Source organism: Streptomyces sp. NPDC025721, from assembly GCF_055558595.1.
This window is the reverse complement of record NZ_JBVHMF010000003.1, coordinates 343082-369227: the sequence shown is the minus strand read 5'-3', so window position 1 is coordinate 369227 and position 26146 is coordinate 343082. Positions and strand designations below refer to the sequence as shown.

Genomic DNA, 26146 nt, shown 5'->3' with positions numbered 1-26146 from the left:
TGACCCGCCGGTCACGGCGGCGAGGCACCGGGGACCGCCGGGGGAGAGGAGCCGGGATGGCTGGGCAGACCGCGGGATACGGGGACCTGCTGCGTACACGGCACGCCGCACGGCTGCTCGGCGGGACCCTCCTCGGACGGCTGCCCAACGCCATGGCGGCGCTCGCCATCGTGCTCTTCGCGCGCTCCGAGGGCGCCGGATACGGCCTCGCGGGCACCCTGTCCGCGATCTACGGCGCCGCCGTCGCCATCGGGCAGCCGCTGCTCGGCCGGGCCGTCGACCGGCGCGGCCAGCCGCGGGTGATGACCGCCGCCGCGCTGCTGGCCGCGGCGGGCTTCGGACTGCTCGCGGCCGTCGGCCCCGACCCGCTGCCGCTGGCCGTCGCCGCCGTCGTCCTGGCCGGGGTCGCCACACCGCCGCTGGAGGGCGGCCTGCGGGCCCTGTGGGCCTCCGTGCTGGGCGACGAGGAGCGGGTGCAGAAGGCGTACGCGCTGGACGCCGCCGCGCAGGAGGTGCTGTTCACCCTCGGGCCGCTGCTGGTGACCGTCATCGTCTCGGCCGCCTCGCAGGCCGTCGCCCTGATCGTCACCGGCGCGCTCGGCGTCGCGGGCACCCTCGTCGTGGTGACCTCCCGCCCCTCCCGGCAGTGGCGGGCCGTCCCGCACGAGGCCCACTGGCTCGGCGCGCTGCGCTCACCGGGCCTCGCCGTCCTGCTCGGCGCCTTCTTCTTCGTCGGCATCGCCCTCGGCGCCGTCTCGCTGGCCGCCGTGGCCTACGGCGACGCGCACGGCGGCGGCCCGGTCGCCGCGTACGTCCTGGCCGCCAACGGCGCGGGCGCCCTCGTCGGCGGCCTCACCTACGGCGCCCGCGTCTGGTCCGGCGTGCCCGAGCGCCGCCTGCGGCTGCTCTCGGTCGGCCTCGCCCTCTGCTACCCGCCGCTGGCGCTGGTGCCGGGCCTGCCCTGGATGCTGCCGCTGGCCGCGCTCGCCGGACTCTTCCTCGCACCGGCGCTGGCCTGCGGCTTCCTCGTGGTCGACCGACACGCCCCGGCCGGCACCGTCACCGAGGCGTTCTCCTGGGTGGTGACCTCCGCCGGGGTCGGCGCGGCGCTCGGCACGGCCGCCGCCGGAGTCGCCGCCCAACACGGCGGAACGGCCGCCGGATTCGGGGTCGCGGGCGCGGGCGGCGCGGTCGCGATGCTCGTCCTGCTGTGCACCGGCCGAATCCTGACGCCGCCAAACCTCCGGAGCCCCTCCGAAAAAGATCGAAACGGAGCGGTCGAACCTCGTTTCAGCACCACGCATCAGGCGTAATGTTCAGACATGGACCGCCGCATTTTCGGGCTGGAGAACGAGTACGGCGTCACATGCACGTTCAGGGGACAGCGGCGTCTGTCCCCTGACGAGGTGGCGCGGTACCTCTTCCGCCGTGTCGTGTCATGGGGCCGGAGCAGCAATGTTTTCCTCCGCAACGGTGCCCGCCTCTATCTCGACGTCGGTTCGCACCCGGAGTACGCCACTCCCGAGTGCGACAACGTCACCGAACTCGTCACGCACGACAAGGCCGGCGAACGCATCCTTGAGGGCCTTCTCGTGGACGCCGAACGGCGCCTTCACGAAGAGGGCATCGCAGGCGATGTGTACCTCTTCAAGAACAACACCGACTCGGCCGGCAACTCCTACGGATGTCACGAGAATTACCTGGTCGCCAGGCACGGGGAATTCTCCCGGCTCGCCGACATCCTCATTCCGTTCCTCGTCACCCGGCAGCTTCTGTGCGGCGCGGGGAAGGTGCTCCAGACCCCGCGGGGCGCCGTTTTCTGCGTGAGCCAGCGGGCCGAGCACATCTGGGAGGGTGTCAGCTCCGCCACCACCCGCTCCCGTCCGATCATCAACACCCGCGACGAGCCGCACGCCGACGCCGAGCGCTACCGGCGCCTGCATGTCATCGTCGGCGACTCCAACATGTCCGAGACCACGATGCTGCTCAAGGTCGGCGCCACCGACCTCGTCCTGCGGATGATCGAGGCGGGCACCGTGATGCGCGACCTGACCCTGGAGAACCCGATCCGGGCCATCCGCGAGGTCAGCCACGACATCACCGGCCGCCGCAAGGTCCGGCTCGCCTCGGGACGCGAGGCGTCCGCCCTGGACATCCAGCAGGAGTACTACTCCAAGGCCGTCGAGTTCTGCGAGCGCCGCGGCATCCGCAGCGGTGTCATCGAGCAGGTCCTGGAGCTGTGGGGCCGCACCCTGGACTCCATCGGCAGCGGCGACCTCGCCCGGATCGGCACCGAGATCGACTGGGTGATGAAGTACCAGCTCATCGAGCGCTACCGGAACCGGGACAACATCACGATGTCCCACCCCCGGGTCGCCCAGATCGACCTCGCCTACCACGACATCCACCGCCGCCGCGGCCTGTACTACCTGCTGGAACGCAAGGGCCAGGCCAAGCGGATCTGCACCGACCTGAAGATCTTCGAGGCCAAGTCGGTGCCCCCGCAGACCACCAGGGCGCGGCTGCGCGGCGACTTCATCCGCCGCGCGCAGGAACAGCGCCGCGACTTCACCGTCGACTGGGTGCACCTGAAGCTCAACGACCAGGCGCAGCGCACCGTGCTGTGCAAGGACCCCTTCCGGTCGGTCGACGACCGGGTGGAGAAGCTCATCGCCGGTATGTAGGCCGGTACGCGAGCCGATATGTCCTACCGGCGGCGTGACATCCCGGTACGACCTGTCGGTTAGACGTACCGGCGCACGCCATGACCCGGCGTCACAGACAGCACACAGGCCCCGTGCAGAACTCGTACGGGGCCTGTGGCACGCCGTAGGGTGTGGGACGGCATCCAGCCGCCGTTCCCGAACCCGATCCGAACCGAGGACATCCGTGCGCCGACGCTCCGTACTGCTCGCCGTGCCCGCGCTCATGCTCACCGCCGCCGGTTGTGGCAGCGACGACAGCAAGAGCAAGAGCGACCCGGCGGCATCCGAATCCCCCTCGACCTCGGGCTCGCCGTCCGCGTCCGCCACGCCCAGCACGAAGATCGTGGCGGGCCCCGTACCGGACATCACCGGCGGCACCAAGTTCGGCGAGAAGCCCACCGTCGCCAAGGGCACCGGCACCCCGTCCACCGACCTGGCCGTCAAGACCGTCATCCAGGGCGACGGCGCCGCCATCGTCGCGGGCGACTACGTCACGACCAACTACCTCGGCCAGATCTGGGACACCGCCAAGGTCTTCGACACCTCCTACGGCCGCGCGCCGTACACCAACGTCATCGGCCAGGGGAAGGTCATCCCCGGCTGGGACAAGGGCCTGGTCGGCCAGAAGGTCAACAGCCGCGTCGAGATGGCGATCCCGCCGGCCCTGGGCTACGGCACCTCGGGCAACTCCCAGGCGGGCATCAAGGGCACCGACACGCTGGTCTTCGTGATCGACGTGCTGGCGACCTACAACGCCAAGAGCTCCGCCAAGGGCAAGGCCGTCCCGCAGAACGACGCGAATCTGCCGAAGGTCGGCACCAACACCGACGGCAAGGCGCCCAGCATCACGGTGCCCAAGGTCAAGGCGCCGACCAAACTGGTCTCCGAGTACATCCTGGAGGGCGACGGCGCCGCGGTGAAGGCCACCGACACGCTGCTGCTCCAGTACAAGGGCGTGCTGTGGGACGGCGGCAAGGAGTTCGACGCCAGCTACACCGCCGGTCAGCTCGCCGCCTTCCCGCTCGCGCAGCTCATCAAGGGCTGGCAGGAGGGCCTGGTCGGCAAGAAGGCGGGCAGCCGCGTCATGCTGGTGACCCCCGGAGACCTGGCCTACGGCGCCACGCCGCCCAGCGGCAGCAACATCCCGGCCAACGCCACCCTGGTCTTCTCCTTGGACATCCTGGCGATTCTGTAAGACTGTCCAGGTTGCCCGCAACGCACAAGGAGCATTGAAGTGAGCATCGAGAAGCCCGAGATCGACTTCCCGGGCGGCGAGCCGCCGGCCGACCTGGAGATCAAGGACATCTGGGAGGGCGACGGCCCGGTCGCCAAGGCCGGGGACACGGTCTCCGTCCACTACGTCGGCGTGGCCTTCTCCTCCGGCGAGGAGTTCGACGCGAGCTGGAACCGCGGCTCCGCGCTCCAGTTCAAGCTCGGCGTCGGACAGGTCATCGCCGGCTGGGACCAGGGCGTGCAGGGCATGAAGGTCGGCGGTCGCCGCCAGCTCATCATCCCCGCGCACCTCGCCTACGGCGACCGCGGCGCCGGCGCCGCGATCAAGCCCGGCGAGACCCTGATCTTCGTCTGCGACCTCGTCGCCGTCTGATCGGGCCCGTCCGCACAGCCGTCACAGGAGCCCCGGCCTGCCAGGCCGGGGCTCCTCGGCTTTTGTCGCGGGACCTCGGGGCGGTACGGTCGGCGACGAGAGCCGAACGAAGGGTGCGGGATGGCGATTGCCAAGGCTGAGCGGTTGATGAATCTCGCACTGTGCCTGATGAACACCCGGCGGCCGGTCAGCAAACGCGAGCTGCGCAGCTCCATCGAGGCGTACCACGAGGTCACCTCCGACGACTCCTTCAACCGGATGTTCGAACGGGACAAGGACGACCTGCGCGAGCTGGGTCTGGTCATCGACACGGTGGAGAGCATCGACGGCGAGTTCGGCTACCTGGCGCGGCGCGACCGCAACCGGCTGCCCGACATCGCCCTCGACCCCGAGGAGGCCGCCGCGCTCGCGCTGGCCGCCAAGGTCTGGCAGCAGGCCAGATTCGCCGAGGCCGCCAGCGGCGCGCTCCAGAAGCTGCGCGCGGCGGGCGTCCCGTACGAGGACACCCACAGCGCCCTCGAACCGCGCATCCCCACGCCGGAACCCGCCTTCGAGGCCCTGATGCTCGCCACCCGCGAGCGGCGCGCCGTCTCCTTCGAGTACCGCAAGGCCAACGCCGCACGGCCGGAGCCGCGGCAGATCGAGCCGTGGGCGCTGGAGTGCTGGCGCGGCCACTGGTACGTGGCGGGCTGGGACCGCGACCGCGGCGCCGTCCGCGTCTTCCGGCTCTCCCGGATCAGCGGCAAGGTCCGCGCCCGCGGCGCCTTCACCACCGAGGTGCCCGCGCACGTCGACGTCCGCGAGGCGGTGGCCCGCTGGGCGGGCGAGGGCGCCACCGCCACCGCCCGCATCCGGCTGCGCCGCGACAGCGGCTACCCGCTGCGCTCCCGCGCCGTGACGACCACCCCGGTGGACGCCGACTGGGACGAGCTGGAGATCCCGTACGGGCACGGACTCGACGCCTGGCTGGCCGAGTTCGGCCCCGACGTACTCGTCCTGGCGCCCGAGGAGCTGCGCACGGACGTACTGGACCGGCTGCGCGCCGTGGCGAAGGGCTGACGTGGCCGACGTGAGCGACGCACGCGGGGCCGCCGGGCGGCGGACCAGGACGACGGCCGCGGCCTTGCGCCGGGCGGGCACGGAAGCGAAGAACAGGCGGGGGACGGCGGCGTGAGCAACGCGATCGACCAGACGCGCAGGATGCTGTCCCTGGTGACGTATCTGCGGGAGCGGCCCGGAGCACGGGTCAGCGAGGTGGCACGGGCCTTCGGGGTGACCGAGGCCGAGCTGATCGGCGACCTCAATGTGCTGCCGCTGTGCGGCACCAGCTTCCGCGGCGGCGACCTGCTGGACATCGACACCGACGGCGAACGGATCTGGTGGCACAACCCCGGCACCGCGGACGACGTGGCGCAGCCGCTGCGGCTGGCCGCGGACGAGGCCACCGCGCTGCTGGTGGCCGCCCGCGCGGTGGCCAATCTGCCGGGCCTGCGGGACAGCGACCGGCAGGCGCTGCTGCGCGCCGGGGCGAAGCTGGAGGCCGCCGCGGGCGAGGCGGCCGGGGCCAGCGCGCAGCTCTCGGTGACCTTCGAGTCCGAGGGCAGCGTGTTCGCCACCGTGGACCGGGCGATCACCGAGCGGCGGCGGCTGTGGATGCGCTACTACTCGCCCGCCAGGGACGCGCTGACCGAGCGCGAGGTCGACCCGATCCGGCTGTTCGCCGTCGGCCACACCTACTTCGAGGGCTGGTGCCGCCTCTCGGAGGACCGGCGCACCTTCCGGCTGGACCGGGTCGAGGAGATCCGGCTGCTGGACGAGCCGTCCGACCCGCCGCGGCTCCAGCCGCGCGACCTGTCGCAGGGCCTGGTCCAGCCCGCGGGCGACGACCCCGAGGTAGTGATCGAAGTGGGCCCCGGCGGGCGCTGGGTCGCGGAATACTATCCGCACGACAGTGCCGAGGAGCAGCCCGACGGCGGCCTGCGCATCATCTTGCGCACCCCCGACCCCGGGTCGCTGCGGCGGCTCGCGCTGCGGCTCGGCAAGGACGGCCGGATCGTGTCGCCCCCCGAACTGGCGGGGGACGCGCGTGACGCCGCCGTGCTGGCGCTCGCCGCCTACGGGGAGTGAGAGGACATCACGATGACGGCCACGGCGTCCGGCTGCGCGCCCATGACCATGCCCGTGCTCTTCCGCGCGGGCTGCCCGCACTGCCGCACCAGCTTCGAACTGTCCGCGGGAGCGCTGCTGCTGGCGATCGGCGGCTCGGCGCGTACGACCTTCTACTCCTTCACCTGCCCCGAGTGCGACACCGCCGTCCGCAAACCGGCGGGGGAGCGGATCGTCGAACTGCTCACGGTCGGCGGGGTCCGCACGATGCGGCTCCACGCCCCCTGACGGGTGTTCACGTCGGGCGGCCGCGGACGGGGCCGGTGCGCACGGGGGGCGGTACGGAACACGCCGGTACGGAACAGGCCGGTACCGGTGGCGTCGGCGCGGAAACGGAACCGGTAGGCTCGCGGCCCATGTGGTGGCTCTATCTCTGCGTCGGCCTGGCGACCGCGGGACTCCTGGTGCTCGGGGTGCTGGCGGTCCGGGTCTTCGCCGCCGTCCAGGAACTGGCCCGGCAGGTGGCCGCGGCCACCGACGCGCTGGCCGCCGCGGGCGACCGTCTACAGCGCGCCGCACGCCCGTTGAGCGAGCGTGCCGGGCAGATCTCCAGAAGCTGAGCCTGCCGCGAGGCCGCGAACGCGGGGTACGCTGACCGGGCGGCCCGTACTCACGAGCGCGGCGAGGGTCGCAATCCGGCGGATTCCGGGGCATTCCCCGGTGTTCACCGGTGCACGATACGATCACAGCCAGCGCGGCGGCCGGGCACCTGCCCGAATCGTCGTGCACCTGCGGAAGCGGACGCGCGAGCGCCACGCCCTCGCAGTCACGGAACACGCCGCCCACCGGTGAGAAGGTAGACATTTTATGCTCGGCAATCTCAAGCCCCTAGAGATCGTCCTGATCCTTCTCGTCGTCGTCCTGCTCTTCGGCGCGAAGAAGCTGCCCGACATGGCCCGGTCGCTCGGCAAGTCGGCGCGCATCCTCAAGAGCGAGGCCAAGGCGATGAAGAACGACGACTCCGGCACCGCGGAGTCCACCGCCGCCCCGGCTCCCCAGGAGCAGGCCGCACCCCGCACCATCCAGGCCGCGCCCGGCGACACCACGAGCGCCCGTCCGGTCTCCGAGCCGGCGGACCGCACGCCCCGGGCCTGACCTGACCCTCTGCTGAAGGACGAAGCCGACCGCGAGCCGGGCGGCTGCCGCACGAGACGAGGACGTGGGTGCTCAAGACTGCCCGCAAGCAGGAGAAGGACCCCGAGGGGCGGATGCCCCTCGCGGACCACCTGCGTGAGCTGCGCAACAGGCTGGCCAAGTCCGTCCTGGCGATCCTGGCCGTCACGATCGTGGCGGCGTTCGTCTACAAGGACATCATTCACTTCTTCCAGCACCCGATCCTCAAGTCGGTCGGCTGTGTGGACGGTGCGACGCACCAGAAGAACGGCCAGCCCTGCGCCCAGATGACCGTCAACGGTCTGCTCGGCGGTTTCTCCATCGCGCTGAAGGTCTCGCTGATGGCGGGCATCCTCTGCGCCTCGCCGGTCTGGCTCTACCAGCTCTGGGCGTTCCTCGCGCCCGGTCTGCACCGCAGCGAGAAGCGGTACACCCTCGGCTTCGTCGGCGCGGGCGTCCCGCTCTTCTTCGCCGGTGCCTGGCTGGCCTACGCGATCCTGCCGCAGACCGCCAGGATCATGATCGGCTTCGTGCCGGACGACACCACCAACCTGCTGGCCCTCGACGACTTCCTCGACCTCGTCGTCCGCATGGTGATCGTCTTCGGTCTCGCCTTCGAACTGCCCCTGGTGCTGGTGCTGCTCAACTTCACCGGCATGGTCAGCGGCCGTCGCATGCTCGGTTGGTGGCGCGGCATGGTGATCGGCATCACCGTCTTCGCCGCGGTCGCCACGCCCACCGGCGACCCGCTCACCATGTGCCTGCTGGCCGCGCCGATCGTCTTCCTGTACTTCGTCGCCATGGGCATCTGCTTCTTCAACGACAGCCGCCGCAAGCGCCGACTCGAAGCGAACCCGGACTACGCCCTCGACCCGGACGAGGCGTCCACCCTGGACCACGTCCCGGAGCAGATCGCCGCCGAGCCGTACGAGGACCGGACCGGCGAGCGCGTCGACGACGGCTACGACGACGCGACCTGAGCGCCCGACCGCCCGGCCGGCCCCTGACACCGCCGCCCCCCACCGCTACTGGTGGGGGGCGGCTGTCCGGTAGGGTCCGCGCGTGACCAGCGAGATCACCCTCTTCGTCAATCCCGTCGCCGGACGCGGCCGGGGCGCCCGCGCCGCCCAGCCCGCCGCCCACGCGCTCCGCGAAGCCGGTTACGGCGTCCGTACCGTCGTGGGCGAGGACGCGGCCGACGCGCTGGCCCGCGCCCGGCAGGCCGTCGACAGCGGTACGGGGGCGCTGGTCGCGGTCGGCGGTGACGGCATGGTCTCGCTGGCCCTCCAGGCGGTCGCCGGGACCGACACGCCGCTCGGCGTGGTCGCCGTCGGCACCGGCAACGACTTCGCGCGGGTCAACGGCCTGCCGGTCCGGGACGCCGCGGCGGCCGGTAGGGGCATCGCCGAGGCGCTGCGGGACGGCCGCAGCCGGGCGCTGGACCTGGGCAGGACCGGGGAGCGCTGGTTCGGCACCGTCCTCGCCTCCGGCTTCGACTCGCGGGTCAACGACCGCGGCAACCGTATGCGCTGGCCCGTGGGCCGCTTCCGCTACGACCTTGCCATGCTCGCGGAGCTGGCGGCGCTGCGGCCGATCCCGTACCGGGTGACCTTCGACGACGCGCCGGAACGGCAGATCGAGGCCACGCTCATAGCCGTCGGCAACGGCTCGTCGTACGGCGGCGGCATGCGGATCTGCGCGGACGCGGTGATGGACGACGGGCTCTTCGACGTGTGCGTGGTCGGCCCGTGCAGCCGCACCACCCTGCTGCGGGTCTTCCCCCGCGTCTACCGGGGCACCCACCCGAGCCACCCGGTCGTCACCGTGCACCGCGCGGCCCGCGTCCGGCTGGATGTCGACCCGGCGCAGGGCGTGACCGGCTACGCGGACGGCGAGCGGATCGGGCCGCTGCCGCTGGTCGCCGAGACGGTGCCGAAGGCCGTACGGCTGCTGGTCTGAGCCGGTTGCCGCGCGGGTGCGCGGTGCCCCATGGGGAGCCTGATCCGGGCGGCGCGGCGGGCCTGATCCGGGCGGCGCGGCGGGCCTGATCCGGCCGGCGTGGCGGGCTTGATCCGGCCGGCGCGGCGGGCCTGATCCTGCCGCTCGACGGGTATAGCGGCAATAAAGATCACGTGCCGTGTCAGTGGTGGCGGGTAGGCTCGGAGCCAAGATGACCGATGAGAAGTCCGCAGATGAGATGGCGCTCGATGAGATGTCGCCCGCCGAGCGCTTCGCCGCCAGCCGTCGCCGCGCAGCGGAGAACGCAACGGCCCTCGCCCAGTTCCGTGAGATGTACGAGTTCGGCCTCGACCCCTTCCAGGTCGAGGCGTGCCAGGCGCTGGAGGCGGGCAGCGGCGTCCTCGTCGCCGCTCCGACCGGCTCGGGCAAGACCATCGTCGGCGAGTTCGCCGTCCACCTCGCCCTCGCCGAGGGCCGCAAGTGCTTCTACACCACGCCCATCAAGGCCCTGTCCAACCAGAAGTACAGCGACCTCGCCAAGCGCTACGGCGCAGAGAAGGTCGGCCTGCTGACGGGTGACAACAGCGTCAACGGCGACGCGCCGGTGATCGTCATGACCACCGAGGTCCTGCGGAACATGCTGTACGCCGGCTCCGCCGCCCTCGACGGCCTCGGCTATGTGGTGATGGACGAGGTGCACTACCTCTCCGACCGCTTCCGCGGCGCCGTCTGGGAAGAGGTGATCATCCACCTCCCGCAGTCCGTCACCCTCGTGTCGCTCTCCGCGACCGTCTCCAACGCCGAGGAGTTCGGCGACTGGCTCGACACCGTCCGCGGCGACACCGAGGTCATCGTCTCCGAGCACCGCCCGGTCCCGCTGTGGCAGCACGTGCTGGCCGGCCGCCGGATGTACGACCTCTTCGAGGAGAAGGCCGGCGCCACCGACGGCAAGGGCCGCCGCGAGGTCAACGCCGATCTGGAACGGCTCGCGCGGATGGAGAACCAGCGCAGCTACCACCCGCGGGCCAAGCGCGGCCGCGAGGCCGACCGCGAGCGGGAGCGGCGCGCCCGCAGCCGGGTGTGGACGCCCAGCCGCGCCGAGGTCATCGACCGGCTGGACAACGAAGGACTGCTGCCCGCCATCACCTTCATCTTCAGCCGCGCGGGCTGCGAGGCCGCCGTGCAGCAATGCCTCTACGCGGGCCTGCGGCTGAACACCGAGGACAAGCGCGCCCAGGTGCGCGCCATCGTGGAGGAGCGCACCCGCGCCATCCCCGACGAGGATCTGCACGTCCTGGGCTACTTCGAATGGCTCGAGGGCCTGGAGCGCGGCATCGCCGCCCACCACGCGGGCATGCTCCCGACCTTCAAGGAGGTCGTCGAGGAGCTCTTCGTCAAGGGCCTGGTCAAGGCGGTCTTCGCCACCGAGACGCTGGCGCTCGGCATCAACATGCCCGCCCGCTCCGTGGTGCTGGAAAAGCTCGTCAAGTGGAACGGCGAGACCCACGCCGACATCACCCCCGGCGAGTACACCCAGCTCACCGGCCGCGCGGGCCGCCGGGGCATCGACGTCGAGGGCCACGCCGTGGTGCTCTGGCAGCGCGGTTTCGACCCGGGCGCGGTCGCCGGACTCGCGGGCACCCGTACGTATCCGCTGCGGTCGTCCTTCAAGCCGTCGTACAACATGGCGGTCAACCTCGTGGGGCAGTTCGGGCGGCACCGCTCGCGCGAGCTGCTGGAGACGTCCTTCGCGCAGTTCCAGGCCGACCGCTCGGTGGTCGGCATCTCCAAGCAGGTGCAGCGCAACGAGGAAGGGCTCGACGGCTACAAGCAGTCGATGACCTGCCACCTCGGCGACTTCGACGCCTACATGCGGCTGCGGCGGGAGCTGAAGGAACGCGAGTCGGAACTGTCGAGGCAGGGCGCGATGCAGCGCCGCGCCGCGGCCTCCGACGCGCTGGAGAAGCTGAAGCCGGGCGACATCATCCACGTCCCCGCGGGTAAATACGCCGGGCTCGCGCTGGTCCTGGAACCCGGTGTCCCCGCGGGCCGTTCCAACGGCCACCCGCATCGCAACGAGGAATTCGCCGACGGCCCGCGCCCGTTGGTGCTCACCGCGGAGCGCCAGGTCAAGCGGCTCGGGCAGATAGACTTCCCCGTTCCCGTCGAGGCGCTGGACCGGATGCGGATCCCCAAGTCCTTCAATCCGCGCAGCCCGCAGTCCCGGCGCGACCTCGCCTCCGCGATGCGCTCCAAGGCGGGCACCGCGGGCTGGGCCGCACCCTCACGGCACCGCAAGCAGCGGGCCGCCGCGGCCGACGACACCGAGATCTCCCGGCTGCGTACCGCGATCCGCGCGCACCCCTGCCACGGCTGCGAGGAGCGCGAGGACCACGCCCGCTGGGCTGAGCGCTACCACCGACTGCGGCGCGACACCCAGCAGTTGGAGCGGCGCATCGAGGGCCGCACCAACACCATCGCCCGCACCTTCGACCGGATCTGCGCGCTGCTCACCGAACTGGGCTATCTCCAGGCCGAGAAGGTCACTCCCGAGGGGCGGCGGCTCGCCCGGCTCTACGGCGAGTTGGACCTGCTCGCCAGCGAATGCCTGCGCGAGGGCGTCTGGGACGGCCTCGGCCCGGCCGAACTGGCGGCCTGCGCCTCGGCGCTGGTCTACGAGACCCGGCAGGCCGACGACGCCGTCGCGCCCAAGCTGCCGACCGGCAACGCGAAGGAAGCCCTCGGCGAGATGGTCCGTATCTGGGGCCGTCTCGACGCGCTGGAGGAGTCCCACCACATCAACCAGGCTGAGGGCGTCGGCCAGCGCGAGCCCGACCTCGGCTTCGCCTGGCCCGCCTACCGCTGGGCCTCGGGCCACGGCCTGGACGCGGTCCTCTCCGACGCCGACATGCCCGCCGGTGACTTCGTCCGCTGGTGCAAGCAGCTCATCGACGTCCTGGGCCAGATCAGCGACGCCGCTCCGGAGGGCAGCCCGGTCCGCCGCAACGCCCGCCGGGCGGTCGACGGGCTGCGACGCGGGGTCGTCGCGTACTCCTCGGTGGGGTGAGCCGCCCCTGCGGCGTGCACCTGTGCGGCCCGGTCCCGGAGGATGACGGGCCGCACGGGCTGTCCGCGCGTTGACTCACGGCATCACGGCATCACGGCATCACGGCATTACGGCCGCACCGGCGCACCGGCGCACCGGCGCACCGACTCACTGACCGGTGAGCTTGGTGCAGGTCAGGGAGCCGTTGACGGTGATCGACTTCCTGTCGTCGCCGTGGTTGCCCGCGATGACGAGGTCCTTCACCGTCACCTTCCAGGTCCCGGCGCTCTTGGCGGCCGTCACGCTGCCGGACGACCGCTGGGAGTACGAGTCGGTGGCCGTCGGCTGGAGCATCGCCAGCTTCTGGAGGCCGCCGGTCGTCGCGATGAACGACGGGGACTTCGGCGCCGACGCGTCCGTCCTGTCGGGGGCGGTCACCCCGACCAGCTTTCCCGCCACGATCTCGCAGGAGATCGCCGAGGTGAACAGGGCGGTCCCGGTGGTGTCCCCGGTGTAGTCCAGCCTGCCGTTGGCGGTCTTCGTCGGTACCGCCGAGGTCGTCGGCGTGGCCGACGGTGTCCCGGCCGACGCGGACGGTTTGGCGCTGTCGTCGGACGAGTCCGACGACGAACAGCCCGCCAGGGCCGTCCCGGTGAGCGTGACGGTCAGCAGAGCGGTGGTGATTGCGGTGACGCGGCGCATACGGCCGTGGTCCTCCCCGTCGGTGAACAATCCGCACAGTGTACGGAGGGTGCCGCTGGGTGGCGGGGGACGGGTGGGGCGACTTCTCCGCGTTCGCCGTCGAGGTTCATGCCCCGGACCGGTCGGCGAGGTACGCGCGCCAGCCGCCGTAGGCCGTGATGTCCTCGGCGCTGTCGAGGGCCGACGGCTCGCACAGGAAGCCGGGGCAACTGGTGCCGTCGGACAACTCGACGCTGCCCAGGGCCATCGGGCGCGGCAGGGCGGCGGTCAGTGCGCCGAGACCGGCGGCGGTCAGCTCCCAGACCTCGGCCTCGACGGCGGCGCCGCCCTTCTCGGTCCGCACCAGACCTGGCTTGGCGGGTTCGGTGTCCAGGGCGTAGAGCCGGTACGCGGGGGCGGTGGTGGTCTTGGCCGTCAACCGGCCTCCGAGCGCGACGAGTTGGTGGTTGAGGGGCTGGCCGCTGAGGTGGGCGCCGACCACGGCGACGCGGAGAGGCGGCTCCAGCAGGGCGGCGACGTCCGCGATCCGGTCGTCGGTGTGCGCGGGGCCGAGCAGCATCACGCCGAAGGGCCGGCCCTCGACGGTGCCCGCCGGGACCGCGACCGCGCAAAGGTCCAGCAGGTTGGCCGAGTTGGTGAAGCGGCCGAGGCGCGCGTTGGCGCCGAGCGGGTCGGCGGCGACCTCGGCGAGCGTGGGGTGCCCTGGTGCGGTCGGCAGCAACAGGGCGTCGGCGTCGCCGAGTCGCGCCATGGCCTCGGTGCGCAGCGCGGCCAGCCGCCGCTGGTCGGTGAAGAGGCGGTGCGCGGGCAGGTCGCGGGCCGCCGTGATGACGGCCGCGACGGTCGGGTCCAGGTCGGGGGCGTCCCGGTGCGCCTCGATGAACTCGCCCACGGCTGACCAGCGTTCCGCGACGAAAGCGCCCTCGTAGAGCAGCGCCGCCGCCCGCGTGAACGGCGTCAGGTCCAGTGTCCGCAGCTCGGCCCCGGCGGCGGCCAGCCGGTCCGCCGCCGCCTCGTAGGCCGCCGCCCATCCGGCGTCCATCTCGCCGAGTTGCGCTCGCGCCGCCACCGCGACCCGCCACGGTCCAGGGCGGCGCGGCGGTGCCTCGCAGCTCGCGAGGAGCGCCATCGCGCGGCGGGCCTCGGGCAGTGTCCTGGCGAAGACGGACACGCAGTCCAGGCTCGCGCACGCCGGTACGACGCCGCGCGTCGACACCAGGCCGCGGGTCGGCTTCACCCCGACGATGCCGTTGAACGCCGCCGGGACGCGGCCGGAGCCGGCCGTGTCCGTACCGAGCGCCACGTCCACGAGGCCGAGTGCCACCGCGACGGCCGAGCCCGAGCTGGAGCCGCCGCTCACCCGCTCCGGGGTGACGGCGTTGCGCACCGCGCCGTAGGGGCTTCGCGTGCCGACCAGGCCCGTCGCGAACTGGTCCATGTTCGTGCTGCCCAGCACGATCGCGCCCGCCGCGCGCAGGGCCCGCACCGCCGGGGCGTCCTCCCTCGGCGCGTACGCGTACGACGGGCAGCCCGCCGTCGTCTCCAGGCCCGCCACGTCGATGTTCCCCTTCACCGCCAGCAGCCGCCCCGCCAGTGGCAGCGCCTCCCCGGCCGCCCTTCTCTCGTCCACCTCCGCTGCCTCCGCCCGCACCTCCTCCTCCGCGCGCAGCGCGATCCACACCTCCGGGCGGTCCACCTCCGCGATCCGCCGATACGCGGCCCGCACGCGGTCCTGAGCGCTCTCCATGGGCTTCCTCCGTCTGATGTGCGGGTGCGGGTGCGGGTGCGGTGGCAGGGGGCCGCTCATTGCCGCTGGGGCTAGTCCTCAATCGCCGGACGGGCTGATTTTTTGCTTCTGGCGTGTCGCACACGCCTGGCCGCATGCGGGGTGGGTTGCCGCTCAGCCTGTGGGCTGATTTTTGCTTCTGGCGTCGCACACCCGGCGGGCTGGTCGGGCCTTTGGTGCCCGTGAGGGGGCACGTGGGGCGAGTTGCCGATTGGCGGTGGCGGCACAAATCAGCCCCGCCGGCGATTGAGGCGGCGTGAGCCGGAAGGGGGTGGGTTAGGGGGAGAGAGTCAGGAGGGGGGTGCCGGGGGTGACTTGGTCGCCGGGGGAGACGAGGACTTGGGCGACGGTCCCGCCGGTGGGGGAGGTGACGGGGGACTCCATCTTCATGGCCTCCAGGGTCAGGAGGTGCTGCCCGGCCGCGACGCAGTCGCCGGGGCGGACGGCGATGTGCCAGACGGCGGCGGCGAATTCGGCGTCGACCGTACGGCCGCCGGGCGGCACGGTGACGGCGGCGGGGGCCGGGACGGCGGCGGCCGAGTCGTCGGTGCGGGCGAACTCACCGGCGGCTTCCCACGCGTCGCGCTCCGCGGCGAACGCGGCGCCCTGCCGGGCGCGGAAGGCCGCGATGGACTCCGCGTTGTCGGCGAGGAACCGCTGATGGTCCGCGAGGGCGAAACTCCCGTCCTCCACCCGCAGCGGCAGGCGCCCGGCCGCCATGTCGGCCCGGAGGTCGAGGAGTTCGCCAGCGGAGACCGGATACCACTTGATGCGGTCGAAGAAGCGCAGCAGCCACGGCTGTCGGCGGGCGCGGCTGGACCAGACCTGGATCGTACGGCCGACGAACTGGTAGCCGCCGGGCCCTTCCATGCCGTAGATACAGAGGTAGGCCCCGCCGATGCCGACGGAGTTCTCCGCTGTCCAGGTGCGCGCCGGGTTGTACTTGGTGGTGACGAGCCGGTGGCGCGGGTCGAGCGGCGTGGCGACGGGCGCGCCGAGGTAGACGTCGCCGAGCCCGAGCACGAGGTATTCGGCGTCGAAGACGGTCCGGTACACGTCGTCCACGGAGTCGAGACCGTTGACGCGGCGGATGAACTCGATGTTCCACGGGCACCACGGCGCGTCGTCGCGGACGCCCGCCATGTAGCGCTCGATGGCCTCACGCGTGGCGGGGTCGTCCCAGGACAGCGGCAGGTGCACGGTCCGGCTGGGCACCACGAGCCGGTCGGTGGGCGGCAGTTGCTCCTCGGCCTCGCGCACGGCGTCGAGCAGTTTGGCGGTGGGCAGCGCGCCCGGGTCGGCGTGGATCTGGAGGGAGCGGATGCCGGGTGTGAGGTCGACGACGCCGGGCAGGCGTTGGGCGGCGAGGTGTTCCGCCAGGGCGTGCACCCGCATCCGGAGCGCCAAGTCGAGCTGCATGGGCCCGTATTCGACGAGCAGATTGTCGTCGCCGCTGCGGCGGTACGTCACGGCCGGGCGTGTCGCGGTCGCTTCGGCGCGCCCGAGGACACCCCCGTCGGCGATGACGGGCCGCGATGGCGTCGGCAGGGTCGCGGGCGCGCGCCGCAGCCCGGCGGCGGCGTCCTCGCTGACCGGCACGAATCGTACGGTGTCGCCCGGCCGGAGCTGCCCGAGCTTCCAGCGCTGACCGGTCACGACGGTCGCGGGGCACACGAATCCGCCGAGCGAGGGGCCGTCGGGGCCGAGCAGTACGGGCATGTCGCCCGTGTAGTCGACGGCGCCGACCGCGTACGGCGTGTCGTGGATGTTGGACGGGTGCAGTCCCGCCTCGCCGCCGTCGGAGCGCGCCCAGCGCGGCTTCGGGCCGACGAGCCGTACGCCGGTGCGCGCGGAGTTGAAGTGCACGCTCCACTCGGCGGCGTAGAAGTCGCGGATGTCGTCCTCGGTGAAGAACTCCGGCGCGGCGTGCGGGCCCTCGACGGCGCCGATCAGCCACCGCGTCCCCCACTCCGGCCGCAGCGAGGCCGGTACGGGGCCGCTCGCCTCCGTCGTCGTACCGCCGTGCAGGACGTCACCGACGCGCAGCGCCCGGCCGCCGTGGCCGCCGAATCCGCCGAGCGTGAAGGTGGCCGCGCTGCCGAGGAAGCGGGGGACGTCGAGGCCGCCCGCGACCAGCAGATATGTGCGCAGCCCTGCCGCCTCCGGCGCGCCGATGTCGAGCAGCGCGCCCGCCGGTACGGTGACCGGCTCCCAGCGCGGCACCGGGTGTCCGTCGACCGTGACGGTCGCGGGGGCGCCGGTCACGCAGACGGTGGTGGGGTGGCTGAAGCGCAACGCCGGTCCCTGGAGGGTGCATTCGAGGCCGGGCGCGCCCTCGTCGTTGCCGAGCGCTTCGTTGCCGAGCCGGAAGGACAGGTCGTCCATCGGGCCGCACGGCGGAACGCCGACGTGCCACAGACCGGTGCGGCCCGGCCAGTCCTGGACGCTGGTCAGGGTGCCCGCGCGGACCACGTCGATCCGGCGGGTGGGGTCGGTGACCGCGTCGAGGGTCGCGGTGCTGTGCGTCGCGGCGTGCAGCGCCGGATCGGCGACGGCGGCCCGCAGCAGCCCCAGATTGGTCTCGATGCCGTCGATCCTGGTCGCGGCGAGGGCGTCCGCGAGCCGGGAGAGGGCCTGCGCCCGGTCGGCGCCGTGCGCGATCACCTTGGCGAGCATCGGATCGTAGGAGGTGGTGACCTCGGTGCCGGTCTCGATCCAGGCGTCGACGCGGACCCCCGGCGGGAAGACCACCTCGGTGAGCCGTCCCGCGCTCGGCAGGTGGCCGCGCGTGGGGTCCTCGGCGTAGATCCGGGCCTCCACGGCGTGTCCCACTCGCTGTGTCGACAGGTCAATCGGCGTGTCGTCGCCGGTGCTCAGCGGTGTGTCGCCCTGCGCGAGCCGCAGCATCCACTCCACGAGGTCGACACCGTACGTCTCCTCGGTCACCGGATGCTCCACCTGGAGACGGGTGTTGACCTCCAGGAAGTACGCCTGGCCGCGCGCCGCGTCGTACACGAATTCCACGGTGCCCGCCGAGCGGTAGTCGACCGAGGCGCACAACGCCCGCGCGCTGAGCGCCAGTCGCTCCCGCAGGGCGTCGGGCAGGCCGGGCGCGGGGGCCTCCTCCAGGACCTTCTGGTGGCGGCGCTGGAGGGAGCAGTCGCGGTCGCCGAGGGTCAGGACGCGGCCGTGGCCGTCGCCGAAGACCTGCACCTCGACGTGCCGGGCGCTCTCCACCAGCCGTTCCAGGAAGACGCCCGCCGAGGAGAAGCTGGCCGCCGCTACACGCTGCACCGAGCCCCAGGCGTCGGTGAGTTCGGCGGGGGAGTGGCAGGCGCGCATGCCGATGCCGCCACCGCCGCCGGTCGCCTTGAGCATCACCGGGTAGCCGAGCGACGCGGCGGCCGTCAACGCGCTGTCCACGTCGGGCAGCAGTCCGGTGCCGGGCAGCAGCGGCACCCCGGCCGCCTCCGCCGCGGCGCGCGCGGTGTGCTTGGCGCCGAAGAGTTCGAGCTGGTCCGGGGTCGGACCGACGAAGGCGAGCCCCGCCGCTTCGCAGCGGCGCGCGAAGTCCGCGTCCTCCGACAGGAATCCGTAGCCGGGGTGGACGGCGCCCGCGCCGGTCTCGCGGGCCGCCGCGAGCACCGCGTCCACGTCCAGATAGCTGGACTTGGCCGGTGCGGGGCCCAGCCGTACGGCGGCGTCGGCCAGGTGCACGTGCGGCGCGGCGCGGTCGGGTTCGGAGAAGACCGCGACCGTGCGCAGCCCCATCCGGCGGGCGGTGCGGATGATCCGGGCGGCGATCTCGCCGCGGTTGGCGACCAGCAGGGTGTCGAAGCGCGCGGGGGCGCGCTTCACGGGCTCGTCGGTCATCGGACCGCCTCTCCGGACGGCGCGCCGACGGTGTCCCCGGCCCGGCCCGGCGTCCTGACCGTCATCAGGACCGGCGTCGGATCGAAGCCGTTGCAGGGGTTGTTGATCTGCGGGCAGTTGGAGACCAGGACCAACACGTCGGTCTCGGCGCGCAGTTCGACCTCAAGGCCGGGCGCGGAGATGCCGTCCACGATGCCGAGGGTGCCGTCCTCCTCGACAGGCACGTTCATGTACCAGTTGACGTTGCTCACCAGGTCGCGTTTGCCGAGGCCGTAACGCGCGCCCTCGGACAGGAAGTTGTCCACGCAGGCGTGCTGCGACCACGTGTGGTGGCCGTACCGCAGGGTGTTGGACTCCTTGGAGCACGCGCCGCCGATCGTGTCGTGCCGCCCGCAGGTGTCGGCGACCACGGTCATCAGCGGGGTGTGCGCGTTGGACAGCAGCACGCTGCCGGTGGTCAGGAAGAGGTTGCCCTGGGCCTGTACGGTGTCGGGCGCGCTGTAGCGGACGGCGGTGTCGTGGGCGTCGTAGACCAGGAAGTCCACAGCCTGGTTGCCGTGCAGGTCGGTGATGGTGAGGTGGCCGCCCGCCGGGATCACCGCGGACCAGGGTGCCCGCGCCGGTACGGTCACGGAGGTCGCGCCGCCCCGGGGGGACGGGCCCTCGGTACGGTCCTGGCCGCCGGTCCGGTCCGCGCCGTCCGCGTCGTCCGTACGGCCCCGGTCGTCCGTCACCTTCTGGCCGTTCATACGATCCCCCTGGCGGTGAGGTGTTCCGCGGTGTTGAGGAAGGCGCGGCGGCCCTCGGGTGTCGTGTCCCACAGCGGGTCGCCGGGCGTGGTGGCGGCGCCGGGCCGTGCGCGTACCTCCAACGGGCCGCAGGTGTAGGCCGGTCGGGGGTCCAGCGGGTGCGGCACATTGGCCAGCAGTACGGTCAGCGGCTGCTCGGCGCGCAGGGTCACGCTCGTGCCGGGCCCCGCGGAACCGATGAACTCCAGTGCCCCGTCGGGCTCCACGCGCAGTCCCTGGAAGAAGGAGAGCGACGCCGGGAGGTCGCGGGCCCCCAGCCCGTTCTTGGCGGCGGCCAGCAGGAACAGCTCGCGGCCCGCGGGGGAGCGGCCCTGCGCCGAACCGTCCCCGTACCGCGCGGTGTTGCGCGCAGCCGACGACGTACCGCACAGCGTGTCGTGCCGCCCGCTGGTGTCCGAGACCAGGGAGGCGAGGACACGGCCCTGGTCGGACAGCAGGAGGCGGCCCGCGCCGAGATACGCGTTCCACTGGACCTTGACGGTGTCGGCCGCGTTCAGCCGCTCCCAGGGGCGGCCGTCCACGAAGAGCAGGACGTGCGCGCACGCGTCGCCGGTCGGGTCGGCGAGCCGCAGTTCGCTGCCGCGGGCCAGCACCTTGTGGGTGTAGCCGCCGCCCGCCACGGTCTCCGACCACAACAGGCCCTCGGGCGCGGGCACTTGGGGCATCGCGGCGGCGCGGGCCCCTTCCTGGGCGCGGGCGTGCTCCCTGGCCTCGTACGTGGTCCCGGTCGGGCGCGGGGCCCTGCGGGATGTCCTGCGGGCCGTGCTCTGGCCGGTCTTCCTTCCACCGGTCGTCCCTGTCGCCACGGGGCTGCACCTCCGTCGTCTCACGGCTCCTGCTCCACACGAATTTCTGTCGCTCGACAGAAATTAGGCGGCGGTGGCTTCACGGCGATTGCCCGGTTGTTGCCGCCCGGTTACCGGCCCCTCACCGGACTGCCCGCCGTCGTCGTCGCGTCGCCGCGTGCGACGATCGGCGGGTGAGCACGAGCGGAAAACGGGTCGGCAGGCCGCGCGCCCAGCAGCGGCCGGACAGCGGCATGAGCGTGCGCGAGGAACTGCTCGCGGCGGCGGCCGAACTCTTCACCACGCGCGGCTATACCGCCACCACCACGCGGGCGGTCGCCGAGCGGGCCGGGATGCGGCAGGCGTCGATCTACCACTACGTCGGCGGCAAGGAGGATCTGCTCGCCGAACTCCTCGAAGGCACGGTCACCCCGTCCCTCGACCTGGCCCGCGCGCTGCTCGCCGACGACACCCGCCCCGCCGAGGCCCGGCTCTGGGACCTGTGCCGCTACGACGCAGAACTCCTCTGCGCGGGGCCGTACAATCTCGGCGCCCTCTACCTCCTGCCCGAGGTCGCCGCCGAGCGCTTCACCGCCTTCCGCCGCGCCCGCGCCGACCTCAAGGCCGCCTACGCCCGCCTGCTGGCCGCCACCGCCCCGGGGCGCGCGCTGCCCGCCCCCGAACTGGCCCTCCGCACCGACCTGATCTTCGCCCTCATCGAGGGCGTCATCCTCGTGCACCGCTCCACCCCGGGCCGCCCCGTCCCCGCCTTCGCCCGCGCCGCCGCCGACGCGGCCCTGCGCATCGCGGACATCCCCGCTCCCTGAGCCGGGGGACCGCCGAGGAGGTGGCCGAACTGAGCTGCCCGCTCAGCTCAGTTGCTCGGCCAGCCCGACGATGATGCCCTCCGGGCCCCGGACGTAGCAGAGCAGGAAGCTGTCCTCGAACCGGGCGATCTCGCCGAGGACTTCGGCGCCGTGGGGGCGCAGGCGGGCCACGGTGTCCTCGATGTCGTCGACGGCGAACATGACGCGGTGGGTGCCCAGGATGTTGTGGGGCCGGTCGCGCGGTCCGCCGCTGATCGCCTCGGGGCTGCGGTACTTGGCCAGTTCGAGCCGGCTGTGACCGTCCGGGGTCCTGACCATCGCGATGTCGCAGTGGACGCCGTCGAGTCCGGTGCACTGGTCGGCGAAGCGGCCCTTGACCTCGGCCCTGCCCTCCAGCTCCATACCGAGGTCCACGAAGAACGCGATGGCGGCGTCCATGTCCTCGACGACGATGCCGACGTTGTCCATCCGCTGAATGGCCATGCTGGTCTCTCCTTCGTCCTCGCGCGGCCGGTGGCGACCGCCGCTGTTCCTGGGACGGAGCCGATGGCTCGTTCTCGACATCTCTCGTGCCCGACATCGCTCGCCCTCGGCATCGCTCGTTCTCGACATCTTCGGGCAGGGGCCGCGCCGCCGCGCGGTCACCGCGCCTCTGGCTCCAGATGAGTACGGCGACGGTCTACGCCCACCGCTTCGACGCGGCACACGACGAGGCGACCGGAGTGATCGGCGGCTCGGAGGACGGAGTGCCGGACTACTGGGCGTACAGCGTCGCGATCGCCGAGAACTGGGAGCGCGCGCAGACCGAGGCGCCGACCCCCGTGACCCGCAAGGTGGCGCTGCGCTCGGCGATGGTCATGAGCCCGGACCGGGGCGGTGTGTTCGACGTGCTGTCACGACTGGCGCGCCTCGGGCTCGGCGGCCCGGTCGCCGGTGGCGCGCAGTACGTCTCCTGGATCCAGGACGAGGACTTCGTGCGGGCGGTGGAGTTCCTGATCGCGCGCGACGACATCGAGGGGCCGGTGAACCTCGCCTCGCCCGGCCCCCTTCCCCAGCGCGACTTCATGCGGGCGCTGCGCGCGGCCTGGGGCGTCCCGCTGGGGCTGCCCGCGACGCGCTGGATGGCCGAGCTGGGGGCGTTCGCGCTGCGCTCGGACACGGAGCTGCTGCTCAAGAGCCGTCGGGTGGTGCCGGGGCGGCTGCTCGCGGCCGGGTTCACTTTCGCCTGTCCCGAGTGGGGGAGCGCCGCCACGTCCCTCGTGGAGCGGGCCAGGCCGCGGCGCGTTGCCACGAAGCGGGTCCGTGAATCGGGCGATGCCGCGTAACCGGCCACGGGCCTGCGGCTGGCCTGGTCGTTGTCGCCGCGGGCCCGCCGTTTAGGATCCGGGCATGACGTCACAGACCTACCTCTCCGAACTGTTCTCGCTGGAGGGACGGGTCGCCGTGGTGACCGGCGGCAGTTCCGGCATCGGCCGCGCTGTCGCCGGGGCCCTCGCGCACGCGGGGGCGAGCGTCGTGGTCGTGGCGCGCCGGGAGGCGGAGCTGGCCGCGACGGTCGGCGAGCTGGCGGCCGACGGCTGCCGGGCGGCCTGGGTGAGCGCCGACCTGAGTACGCGTGACGGCATGCGCGTGGCCGCCGAGGAGGCGGCCGAGGCGTTCGGCGAACCCGACATCCTCGTCAACTCCGCCGGGATCAACCTGCGGCCCCCGATGGGCGAGTTGGGCGAGGACGTGTGGGACACCACGATGGCGGTCAACCTGGAGGCGCCCTACCTGCTGGGGCAGCGCTTCGGGCCCGGCATGGCGGAGCGCGGCTTCGGGCGGATCATCCACATCACCTCCCAGCAGGCGCACCGGGCCTTCGTCCAGAGCGGCGCCTACGGCGTCTCCAAGGGGGCGCTGGAGTCACTGGCCCGCTCGCAGGCCGAGGCGTGGTCGCCGTACGGCGTCACGTGCAACACCCTGGTGCCCGGATTCGTCATGACCCCCCTCAATGCGCGCCTGTCGTCCGACCCCGAGAAGGTGGCGGCCCTGGCCGCCCGCACGATGGTCGGGCGCAACGGCCTGCCCGAGGACTTCGCGGGCGCGGCGGTCTTCCTCGCGAGCCGCGCCTCCGGCTACGTCACCGGCCAGGCGGTCTTCGTCGACGGCGGATTCTCCGTTCACTGACGGGGCGGGAGGACGGGGTGGGCCCTGGCAGGACGCGGTAGGCCCCGGTGCGAGCGGGTGCGGTCGCTCACGCGCCGGGAGGCCGCACGGGCGGCCACTCTTCGCTGCTCTCCTGCCGGAACAGCCTCCCGGACACATGAAGGGCCTGTTCCGGCAGCCACCCCTCGCAATAGTCCGGGTCGTCACGGAACGCCAGCGCCAGGCGCCGGACATGCAGGCAGGGCCACTGCTCCACGTCGATGCGGAAGAAGCTTGTGAACAGCGAGCCCGGTTCGATGCGCGAGCACGTGACGCAGCCCGTGAACATCACCATCCTCGACGCGAAAGCCGCGTCAAGGCGTCGGCGGAGTTGCGGAGTTGAGCCATTGGCCGCCCAGGGTATCCGGGACGTTCGCGGGAAGAGTCCGGTAACCGTCCCCCTGTCGGCGCCGCCCCATAGGCTTTCGCCATGAGCGACGACACGCGTGTGATACGGATCAGGCCGGGCAGCCCGGCCGACGCACCAGCCGTGTTGGACATGCTCGACTCCGCCGTGGTCTGGATGAACGATCGCGGCAATACCGAGCAGTGGGGCACGACACCGTATTCGAAGAAGCCCGGTGGTGCGGAGCGGGTCGAGCGGTACATGACCGAAGGCGCCCCACATATAGCGGAGTTGGGCGGAGCACCGGTCGGGGCCATGGTGCTGGACTCCGGGCCCAGTCCCCAGATGCCGATCGCCCCGGCCGGGGAACCCGAGCGGTATGTACGGCTGTTGGTCTCCGACCGACGGCACGCCGGTTTCGGCATCGGGGCGACGCTGCTGGCCCATGCCGTGCGGGAGACCCGGCGGGCAGGCGTCGACCTGCTGCGGGTCGACTGCTGGGCGGGCGGCGGCGGCGAACTCGTCGCGTTCTATGAGCGCAACGGATTCGTTCCCACCGATCCTTTCCTGTTCGGGACGTGGCCGGGACAAGTGCTGGCCCGACGGGTCGGCGCGCATCGCTGACCGGGAGAGACACCGGAATCCACGTCAGAGGCCGGGCCTGCCCGGCGGTGACGGGCGCTCACGTCCGTGCGTATCGGCGCCCACCAGCAGCATGACCCCTGCGGGACACGCACCACGTCACCCATCGGACGCGACCGATCCAGTTCGCTCCCGATCCCGTCCCGCAGTACGTCATGCTGCGGCCCCAGCCTGAAGCCCTCGTCGGTCCACCGGTCGCCCGGATACAGCCACACAGGCTTGCCCACCAGATCGGCCGGCTCCCACCCGAACGCGGCCAGACGTGGGCATGCAAGTGAGCTCACACCCGCGCGGGACCGCGGCTGCTCCTCAGGTGGCGCTGAGGGCCTGAGTCGGCGTCAGCCGGGAGGCCCGTACCGACGGGTAGGCGCCGGCGATCATGCCGATCAGGACCGCGCCCAGCAGGCCCGCGGCGAGGGCCGCAGGCGGGATGACCGTCGGCCAGCCCTGGTAGGCGCAGTAGGCGAAGCTCGCCGCGACCCCGATCAGCGTGCCCGCCGCGCCACCGATGCCGGACAGCACGGCCGACTCGGTGAGGAACTGGGCGCGGATCTGGCCGCGGTTGGCGCCGAGGGCCCGGCGCAGGCCGATCTCGCGGCGGCGCTCCAGGATGGAGATGTACATGGTGTTGGCCACGCCTATACCGCCGACCAGCAGGGCGACGGCCGCGAGGCCGAGGAAGAGCGCGGAGAAGGTGGTCCGGGTCGCCTGCTTGGCGGCGAGCACCGACGAGGGGTTGCTGACCCGGACGACGCCCGGCAGCCGCGGGTTGACGGTGGCGGGCAGGACGGCGTGCACCGCGTCGATCTCGTCGTCCGGGGCCTTGACGTAGATCACGGTGGGGCTGCGGTGGAAACCGAGCTCGGTCGCCGCGATGTCCCAGCCGACCAGCACCGACGTGTCGAGGTCCGGATGCAGCGGCACCGGCTTGAGGATGCCCGCCACGCTGAACCACGTCTTCCCGACGAAGATCAGCGGCGGTGTCCGGCCGGTCAGGACCTCGGGGAAGCCGAGCCGATTGGCTGCCGTCGCACCGAGGACGGCCACCGGGAACCGCTCCGTCGCCGCGGTGAGGAACGTGCCGGACGCCATGCTGCCGTTGACGGCGGGCAGCAGGTTGAGCTGGGTGGCGAGTGTGGTCAGCCCGGTGGCGTAGGTGGCCGGGATCTTGTCGGAGCGTTCGACGGGCAGATTGAGGTTGGCCACCGCGCTGGCGATGGTGACCGGGCCGATCCGGGAGACCATCGCCACCGACTCCGGCGGCAGGACCACGGCGGGTTTCGCGTTCGGGTCGTAGCTGACCTGGAGCATGTTGGTCCCCAGCGCGGTGAGCTGGTTGAAGAGGGATCGCTGGCTGGACGCCGGGATGCTGGTCACGACGATGAGCGTGGCGATGCCGATGGATATACCCAGCGCGGACAGCGCGGCGCGCAGCTTGCGGGTGCGGATGCCGAGAAGGCCGAGCCCGAGCAGGTCGAAGGGCGCCAATCGGACCGGCGCCGTGCGCAGGGGCGGTCGTGCGGCCCGCGCGGGAGCGGGCCCGGCCCCCGTACGAGCGGGTGGACCCGCGGCTGAATCCGAGTCAGAACCGAGG

General features: G+C 72.4%; 23 protein-coding genes and 2 pseudogenes. 16 read left to right on the top strand and 9 right to left on the bottom strand.

Features of this window, described 5'->3' with window-relative positions; translation table 11 throughout:
• The first annotated feature begins 56 nt into the window (after positions 1-56).
• From ACZ4EF_RS07780 to ACZ4EF_RS07725, 12 genes are all read left to right on the top strand, one after another.
• Entirely contained in the window at positions 57-1313 is a 1257-nt protein-coding gene (locus tag ACZ4EF_RS07780) for an MFS transporter (protein WP_401306763.1), read from the top strand.
• Positions 1314-1322: 9 nt separating this feature from the next.
• A complete protein-coding gene (gene pafA / locus ACZ4EF_RS07775; protein ID WP_355332986.1) occupies positions 1323-2684 on the top strand; it encodes a Pup--protein ligase in 1362 nt (453 codons plus the stop codon).
• Between the two features lie 205 nt (positions 2685-2889).
• Positions 2890-3900, top strand: a complete 1011-nt coding sequence (locus ACZ4EF_RS07770) for an FKBP-type peptidyl-prolyl cis-trans isomerase (RefSeq protein WP_355332984.1) — start codon at positions 2890-2892, stop codon at positions 3898-3900.
• Between the two features lie 39 nt (positions 3901-3939).
• Positions 3940-4311, top strand: a complete 372-nt coding sequence (locus tag ACZ4EF_RS07765) for an FKBP-type peptidyl-prolyl cis-trans isomerase (RefSeq protein WP_188282992.1) — start codon at positions 3940-3942, stop codon at positions 4309-4311.
• A 120-nt stretch (positions 4312-4431) separates the two neighbouring features.
• A complete protein-coding gene (locus ACZ4EF_RS07760) occupies positions 4432-5370 on the top strand; it encodes a helix-turn-helix transcriptional regulator (protein ID WP_355332982.1) in 939 nt (312 codons plus the stop codon).
• A 141-nt stretch (positions 5371-5511) separates the two neighbouring features.
• The gene (locus ACZ4EF_RS07755) at positions 5512-6438 is read left to right on the top strand and encodes a helix-turn-helix transcriptional regulator (protein ID WP_467503395.1); all 927 of its coding nucleotides are present in this window, start codon (positions 5512-5514) and stop codon (positions 6436-6438) included.
• A 12-nt stretch (positions 6439-6450) separates the two neighbouring features.
• Complete coding sequence (locus ACZ4EF_RS07750; protein ID WP_355332980.1) at positions 6451-6705, top strand: hypothetical protein; 255 nt, start codon at positions 6451-6453, stop codon at positions 6703-6705.
• 128 nt (positions 6706-6833) lie between these two features.
• Positions 6834-7037, top strand: a complete 204-nt coding sequence (locus tag ACZ4EF_RS07745) for a hypothetical protein (protein ID WP_355332978.1) — start codon at positions 6834-6836, stop codon at positions 7035-7037.
• A gap of 247 nt (positions 7038-7284) precedes the next feature.
• A complete protein-coding gene (gene tatA / locus ACZ4EF_RS07740) occupies positions 7285-7572 on the top strand; it encodes a Sec-independent protein translocase subunit TatA (protein WP_188282996.1) in 288 nt (95 codons plus the stop codon).
• Between the two features lie 68 nt (positions 7573-7640).
• Positions 7641-8570 carry a twin-arginine translocase subunit TatC gene (gene tatC, locus ACZ4EF_RS07735; protein WP_355332976.1) on the top strand — a complete coding sequence of 310 codons (930 nt, stop codon included), beginning with the start codon at positions 7641-7643 and terminating at the stop codon, positions 8568-8570.
• 82 nt (positions 8571-8652) lie between these two features.
• On the top strand, positions 8653-9549 hold the full coding sequence (locus ACZ4EF_RS07730; protein WP_391046243.1) for a diacylglycerol kinase: 897 nt from the start codon (positions 8653-8655) through the stop codon (positions 9547-9549).
• A gap of 211 nt (positions 9550-9760) precedes the next feature.
• Complete coding sequence (locus ACZ4EF_RS07725; RefSeq protein ID WP_355332972.1) at positions 9761-12616, top strand: DEAD/DEAH box helicase; 2856 nt, start codon at positions 9761-9763, stop codon at positions 12614-12616.
• A 147-nt stretch (positions 12617-12763) separates the two neighbouring features.
• Here the strand turns inward: ACZ4EF_RS07725 and ACZ4EF_RS07720 are convergent, their stop codons facing one another.
• The 5 genes from ACZ4EF_RS07720 to ACZ4EF_RS07700 all read right to left on the bottom strand — a co-directional run bounded on the left by ACZ4EF_RS07720 (position 12764) and on the right by ACZ4EF_RS07700 (position 20571).
• Complete coding sequence (locus ACZ4EF_RS07720) at positions 12764-13327, bottom strand: hypothetical protein (RefSeq protein ID WP_467503311.1); 564 nt, start codon at positions 13325-13327, stop codon at positions 12764-12766.
• Between the two features lie 76 nt (positions 13328-13403).
• A complete protein-coding gene (gene atzF / locus ACZ4EF_RS07715) occupies positions 13404-15044 on the bottom strand; it encodes an allophanate hydrolase (RefSeq protein WP_467503309.1) in 1641 nt (546 codons plus the stop codon).
• 315 nt (positions 15045-15359) lie between these two features.
• Positions 15360-18956, bottom strand: a complete 3597-nt coding sequence (uca, locus tag ACZ4EF_RS07710; protein WP_467503307.1) for an urea carboxylase — start codon at positions 18954-18956, stop codon at positions 15360-15362.
• Positions 18953-19705, bottom strand: a complete 753-nt coding sequence (locus tag ACZ4EF_RS07705; protein ID WP_467503305.1) for an urea amidolyase associated protein UAAP2 — start codon at positions 19703-19705, stop codon at positions 18953-18955. Before ACZ4EF_RS07705 ends, uca begins: the two co-directional genes overlap by 4 nt.
• Entirely contained in the window at positions 19702-20571 is an 870-nt protein-coding gene (locus ACZ4EF_RS07700) for an urea amidolyase associated protein UAAP1 (RefSeq protein WP_467503303.1), read from the bottom strand. The genes ACZ4EF_RS07705 and ACZ4EF_RS07700 overlap by 4 nt, the downstream gene beginning before the upstream one ends.
• A gap of 233 nt (positions 20572-20804) precedes the next feature.
• On the opposite strand from ACZ4EF_RS07700, the gene ACZ4EF_RS07695 reads away from it, so the two are divergent.
• Positions 20805-21377 (top strand): TetR/AcrR family transcriptional regulator, encoded by a 573-nt coding sequence (locus ACZ4EF_RS07695; RefSeq protein WP_401307280.1) that lies wholly within the window; start codon positions 20805-20807, stop codon positions 21375-21377.
• Between the two features lie 42 nt (positions 21378-21419).
• Here the strand turns inward: ACZ4EF_RS07695 and ACZ4EF_RS07690 are convergent, their stop codons facing one another.
• Positions 21420-21860, bottom strand: a complete 441-nt coding sequence (locus ACZ4EF_RS07690) for a VOC family protein (protein ID WP_391046260.1) — start codon at positions 21858-21860, stop codon at positions 21420-21422.
• Positions 21861-22006: 146 nt separating this feature from the next.
• Between ACZ4EF_RS07690 and ACZ4EF_RS07685 the strand changes: the two are divergent.
• Together ACZ4EF_RS07685 and ACZ4EF_RS07680 are read left to right on the top strand one after the other, a co-directional pair.
• Positions 22007-22702: pseudogene (locus ACZ4EF_RS07685) on the top strand (DUF1731 domain-containing protein); the annotation flags it as partial.
• 64 nt (positions 22703-22766) lie between these two features.
• The gene (locus ACZ4EF_RS07680) at positions 22767-23546 is read left to right on the top strand and encodes an SDR family NAD(P)-dependent oxidoreductase (RefSeq protein WP_401306790.1); all 780 of its coding nucleotides are present in this window, start codon (positions 22767-22769) and stop codon (positions 23544-23546) included.
• Between the two features lie 67 nt (positions 23547-23613).
• Here ACZ4EF_RS07680 and ACZ4EF_RS07675 read toward each other — a convergent pair whose 3' ends face one another.
• A complete protein-coding gene (locus ACZ4EF_RS07675) occupies positions 23614-23859 on the bottom strand; it encodes a hypothetical protein (RefSeq protein ID WP_401306793.1) in 246 nt (81 codons plus the stop codon).
• 135 nt (positions 23860-23994) lie between these two features.
• On the opposite strand from ACZ4EF_RS07675, the gene ACZ4EF_RS07670 reads away from it, so the two are divergent.
• Positions 23995-24534 carry a GNAT family N-acetyltransferase gene (locus tag ACZ4EF_RS07670; RefSeq protein ID WP_401306796.1) on the top strand — a complete coding sequence of 180 codons (540 nt, stop codon included), beginning with the start codon at positions 23995-23997 and terminating at the stop codon, positions 24532-24534.
• Between the two features lie 128 nt (positions 24535-24662).
• Here ACZ4EF_RS07670 and ACZ4EF_RS07665 read toward each other — a convergent pair.
• A pseudogene (locus tag ACZ4EF_RS07665) lies at positions 24663-24826 on the bottom strand (diadenosine tetraphosphate hydrolase); the annotation flags it as partial.
• Between the two features lie 35 nt (positions 24827-24861).
• A complete protein-coding gene (locus ACZ4EF_RS07660; RefSeq protein WP_355332948.1) occupies positions 24862-26040 on the bottom strand; it encodes an ABC transporter permease in 1179 nt (392 codons plus the stop codon).
• Positions 26041-26146: the final 106 nt, after the last annotated feature.